We start from the raw sequence: 5,568 nt of genomic DNA, 5'->3' as shown, positions 1-5,568 counted from the left end.
TTCAGTAAAATTGAATTTCTTTTGAGTAGTAAAGAAATATTGACGATAATAGTAGTTAGCTAAATTAAACAGATTTTTAGACAAAAAAGCCTTGTGGTCAATTTCAGACCAAAAAGGATGGTTTTTCTTGATTACATGACGTTCAACTAGCTTCATACCTTAATTGTAGCTGATAGAGACTCAATGGCATAGACAACTGAAAAAAAGTTACTCCTAGATAGTTTTATACCTATATTTATGAGTAAGTTTGAGAAAGTTTATACAAGTTTTCGCTTTCTGTATTTACCCCCTGTATTTATAGAAGTCACCAGGGCAATTAAGACATTCTCACTCCTCGTTATTAGTCACAGCAAGAATTTTAATTCTAACTTCTAACTTCTGACTTCTGACTTCTAACTTCAGCTATACCCCTATAACCTAAGAACTAAAACTCGAAGTAAATAAAATCCGAAGGAACAGTTGCCCCTAATAAAATAGTTAAACCTAACAAAGTTCGAGATACCCAAGGAGATAATAATATTTCATACTCCTCTCGTTTTTGCCACACTGCCAAATGTTCTAAAAATAATGCCCCTATTGCCAGAAACATAGTAAAACCTAAAGCATAAGCCTCATTTATACTATAAGAACTAAAGGCATCAATAACTCCAGAGAATGAATATGCCCATGGCGTAACTAAAGTTTGTAACTTAACTCCCAACCTACTAATATCGGTCTCCATGAAAAATAAACAACCTAGAGTTACCGATATTAATGTCAAAGCCCAGGATACAAACTCAGTTTTGGCAGTCCATCTTCCCACAAATCTTTGAAACGATCTACCAGCATATCTAAGCACCAATAATAATGCTCCGTGGTAAGCTCCCCATAAAATAAAATTCCAGGCTGCACCATGCCAAAAACCTGAAAGAGTAAAAGTTATAAATAAATAGAATGCTGCCCACTGTTTATTTGCACCCATCAAGGGAATAAAAACATAGTCCCTAAACCAATTACTCAAAGTAATGTGCCAACGTCGCCAAAATTCTTGAATACTTACAGAGGTGTAGGGTGCAAGAAAATTAAGTTCTAATTTAACTCCAACAACTTTAGCTATACCAACAGCCATAAAGCTGTACCCACCAAAGTCAAAATATATTCTTAAAGTGAATAAGAATGCATGAAACCAAATTAACCAAGCATTTGCTGTTTCTTTTAGGTCAATGTATGGGCTAATGTTATCTCCTAGAACAAACTTCATAAATAAACCTAGAGACAACCACCGCAAACCTATATCAAAATTTTCTGGTGTAAATTTGAATTTGAAAGATTGTATTTGAGGTAATAATTGTTTGCGTCTTTCGATTGGACCTGCTACAATCTGAGGAAAGAATGCAATAAAGTTAACATAATCTACAAAATTAATCTGCTTTTTCTTTTTACTTTTTGCTGTAAAAGAATCTACAACAAATGCCACCATCTGGAAAGTATAAAAAGAAATACCTGGTGGAATAGTCTTATATACAGGTAAAGGAAAACTTTGTTGCCAATTATTCGGAATTCCTACCACTAAACCAACTACATCTTCTACAAAAAATGTTAGATATTTAAAGTATGCTAATATCGCCACATCAAAAACTATTAAAAAAGTAGCGATCGCCCTTGACTCCCAACCACTTCTACGGAACATTAGTTGCACCATTATGTAGTTGAAAATCACCTCAAATATAAATACAGCAAAACTTTTTACATTGGCATTTAAAAATAATGTTAGTGACAATACCATCAAACCGATGGTATCAAAATAATCTTGCCATAGGTTTGAACTTTTTCCTATAGCACGAATACTAAAGAAAGGTACACTAAACAGAAGTAGTACCCACCAGAAGGAAAAATCAGAAAAATTCAATTAACTATTTCCTCCTCTCTCTAGATATAAACTTATCCCAACAACTTAGAGTCTGAGCCATTTATTTATCTATTAAATTAATTTCTAGTTACCAGGAAAAATTTTTTATAGTAACTTCATTTTGTTTCTCATTATATCAAGAAAAAGTCTTAATCTATACTCAATTTTATAGGTATGATTAAGACTTTTTCTCTTAAATATCTCCTGAAATAATACAAACCTTGGTTTATAGAGACTTTTCATGGAAAGTCTCTTATTTCTTGGAGATGTATATGTTCTAGTGAATGTTTTTACCAATGGATAATTAATAATTAATCCCCAAAGGTTTCAAGCCTTTTATTTCAAGAGAAAAAAAGCTTAGTAGATTTCTCTATCTTCAATCAAGGTAGGTTTTAACTAGAGGGAATTATCAATTATTCATTATCCATTATCCATTAATGAATTATTTCCAAAAACCGCCCCAACCTTTACCAGATTTGGCAGCAGGTTCTTCAACTTTTTCTGTTACTTCTTCAGAAACTTCCAGATTTTCTAATGCTTCTGAAATATCAAATTCAGAGACTAAATATTGAGCTGATTTCTCAATTGTAGGATAATCCCAAAACAATGTAGAAGGTAATTCTAAATCTAGTTCATCTTCTAGTTCACCCACTAGAGTTACTGCATCAATTGAGTCTAAACCATGACGAGTTAGAGGGTCTGTAAACTCAATAGTGCTTTTATCAATAGTAAGTTGTTCTGCTAGTCTTTCCCTAATCCAGTTTTGCAGAATTTCTACTGGGGAATTTTCATTAAGCGTGCTGGAGTTCTGAAGTTGTTGCATTTGTTATATTCTCCTGTTTTTGAGTTTTTGCTAATTGAAAAGGAACAATAGAAAAAGCTTTATTTTCGTTATAAAGTTTGAGCATTTCTTGAATGACTTTTTCCTGATAGGATTGGTCTACTTTTTGTGAATGCCCAAAAGGTTGTAGTAGACGATTTAGACTTAAAACTAACCATTCACCACTAGCAAAGAATTCTCCTAGTAATTCCCGGTTATAAATCCACATTTGCACACACGCAGTAGCAGCGTGCAAAGCACAATATTTTTTAGTTATTTCAAATAGTTCTGGTGACTGGTCGTGACCGAACTCAAATGCTGAATTAGCAATTTGTTGATCGTGAGCATTTACTTCTTCAAGGATACACTCAGTTAGGGTAGTAATCTGCTCTAGAACTAATGGTTCTATATTAGCATTTTTTAAACCTTTTAACTGTTCTAATGCAATTTCTAATCCTTGTAAAGTATCATCAGCACCCCGCCCTGAAATTTCTAATTTTTCTGGTGTAAAAGTAGGTAATTGTTTCTCTAAGGAATAAATTATTTCCAGACGAGATTTAATTTTTTCCATCTTAGCAGAATTCCGTCGAGAACGATGTTTTGTTAACTGACGGAACTGCAACATTAGAGCGTGCAAATTAACAGTTGTACTACCATCAAATACACTAATAATTGAATTATCTCTCAGAACTTTTTGGAACATTCCAAAATCATGTTCTTCTCGCATATAAAAACGAGAACCTAACACTGATGAAATATTATTAATCATTGTTTCTAACTGAACAGTTACAAAATATTTCACCACTGCTGCCCAAACACTAAATTGTTCGGGAATAACATGAAATCCTCTTGCTGCTCCAATAGTTTCACAATCACAAATTAATAGGTCTAAAAATCCGTCTAGCAGAATTTTCCTAGGTTGAGGAATATCAAAAACTGTCTTATTATAAATTACCCGATTAATTGCAAATTTCAGTGTAGTTCTTAAAGCAGTATCAGCAGCACCATGAGAAAAAGCTGCACATAAAGTTCTAGTAATTTGAAATCCTTTCAAAGCTACTTCTAGACCTGCTCCTTCCCCTTTGATCAACATATCTTCAGGAACAAAGCAATCTTTAAAACCTATCCCACTCATATCAGAAGCTCTAATTCCGTGGGTAAGAATTTTCGGTAAATTGTAGTAATTTGCTGAATCAAGTCGGCTTTTTTCTACCATAAATAAAGATAGACTTCTAGCTCCGCCATCTTTATCCGTCTTTGCTAATATATAAGATACTCCTGAAATGGTTGCCCGATTTATCGGCCATTTTTCTCCATTCAGTAGATAACCTCCAGGAACTTTTGTGGCAGTCAAATCTCCACCAACTAAGTCAGCACCATGTTCCTTCTCTGAGTAACCCAGGCACATTGTCCCATGTTCATCTTTAATATAAGCTGCTAACTTTTGTTTTTGTTCTTCTGTACCAGCCATCCAGGTGATAAAAGACCAAAACATGGTAGTAAAAGCAATTCCTATTGTTTGGTCGCGCCGACACAAAACCCTAACAAAAGCTACAAACTCTTCAAAAGAAGTAAACTCTCCACCACAATTGACAGGTACATAATAATGTTGTAGCTTCCAGTTATAGAGCCATGCAATTTCCTCATGGGGAAACTCTTCACTCTCATCAATCTCAATTACTTTCTTGAAAGACATTTGACTGTCTGGATTTTCTGGATCCCCAAGAGCGCGTTCTAGTTCTTCAGCTACCCAATATTGCTTTAGTTTATCCATCCTAAATCTCCTAATTTCTCAGTTAAGTTTCTAGCTATTTTTCACTTGAGATGCTAATGACTCAACTTCTTGTTGTAACTTCCGATACTTGGAGGTTAGTTGAGGATCTTCACTCCAGTCAGCTATCACATCTAGTGTTCCTGCCAAAAAATTTGAGCGACAGGCACGACGTTGAATCTTGCCACTAGCAGTTTTGAGAATATTTCCTGGTTTACCTAAAACTACAGCATAGACTTGTAGTTCATGGTCTTCAGAGACAGCTTGCCGAATGTCATTGATTACTTTCTCAGTATCTAAATCTTGAGTACGACGCTCCACCTCTTGAACAATTACTAGATGTTCATCACCCTTAACTTCAATTGAAAATGCTGCCCCATAATCTGGACGAAGTGCCGGATGAAGCTGTTGTACTGTCCACTCTATATCTTGAGGATAGTGATTTGTACCTCGGATAATGATTAAATCTTTGATCCGACCAGTAATATACAGCTCCCCATCTTTCAGAAATCCTAGGTCTCCAGTCCGCAAAAACGGACCTTCTCCAGTATCTTTGATGTAAGCTTGGAATGTTTCTTTAGTTGCTTCAGGACGTTCCCAATAGCCTTGAGCCACACTAGGGTCTAATACCCAAATCTCTCCTACTTCATCAGTTGCACATTTTGCGAAAGTTTCTGGATTAACAATAGCTACCTGAGTTTCACAAACTAGCTGACCGCAAGATGGATAAGCTCTTACCCCAGTTTCATTGGGAGAAACTTCTACAATTTTGTTTTTTTCTACTAAAGCAGTTGCATCTATAGTACAAAGTACCGGGTCTGTAAGTTTAGGTTTAGCTGAGACCAACAAAGTATCTTCTGCTAATCCATAACATGGAGCAAAAGCATTCCAACGAAAACCACTAGCTGAGAAAGTTTCGTAGAAACTCCCCATAACTTTAGGATTAATAGGTTCCGCTGCATTACCTGCTGCTTCCCAATTACTCAGATCTAGTGTAGATAGTTGTTTTGGTTTAACTCGCCGAACACAAAGGTCATAGGCAAAGTTAGGTCCCTGACTGTGAGTAGCTTTGTAATTTGACAGAGCTTG

4 protein-coding genes are annotated in these 5,568 nt (G+C 35.3%); all 4 read right to left on the bottom strand.

The annotated features are described in order from the left end of the window. Positions 1-424 precede the first annotated feature (424 nt). Positions 425-1,888 carry an MBOAT family O-acyltransferase gene (locus F6K22_RS29870; protein ID WP_293106541.1) on the bottom strand — a complete coding sequence of 488 codons (1,464 nt, stop codon included), beginning with the start codon at positions 1,886-1,888 and terminating at the stop codon, positions 425-427. A gap of 442 nt (positions 1,889-2,330) precedes the next feature. Next, complete coding sequence (locus tag F6K22_RS29865) at positions 2,331-2,711, bottom strand: acyl carrier protein (protein WP_293106538.1); 381 nt, start codon at positions 2,709-2,711, stop codon at positions 2,331-2,333. Then, positions 2,680-4,482, bottom strand: a complete 1,803-nt coding sequence (locus tag F6K22_RS29860) for an acyl-CoA dehydrogenase family protein (RefSeq protein WP_293106535.1) — start codon at positions 4,480-4,482, stop codon at positions 2,680-2,682. Before F6K22_RS29860 ends, F6K22_RS29865 begins: the two co-directional genes overlap by 32 nt. A gap of 30 nt (positions 4,483-4,512) precedes the next feature. After that, positions 4,513-5,568: AMP-binding protein (locus tag F6K22_RS29855; protein WP_293106533.1), on the bottom strand; the 1,056-nt coding region annotated here is incomplete at its 5' end.

Source organism: Okeania sp. SIO2F4, from assembly GCF_010672385.1.
Classification (GTDB): Bacteria; Cyanobacteriota; Cyanobacteriia; order Cyanobacteriales; family Microcoleaceae; genus Trichodesmium.
Note: the sequence above shows the minus strand (reverse complement) of the source record. Positions and strands in the feature narration are given on the sequence as shown.

What these genes read in the sequence shown, in the direction of transcription:
- F6K22_RS29860 (WP_293106535.1), bottom strand. Translation starts at nt 4,482, where the DNA reads ATGGATAAACTAAAGCAATATTGGGTAGCTGAAGAACTAGAACGCGCT.
- F6K22_RS29865 (WP_293106538.1), bottom strand. Translation starts at nt 2,711, where the DNA reads ATGCAACAACTTCAGAACTCCAGCACGCTTAATGAAAATTCCCCAGTA.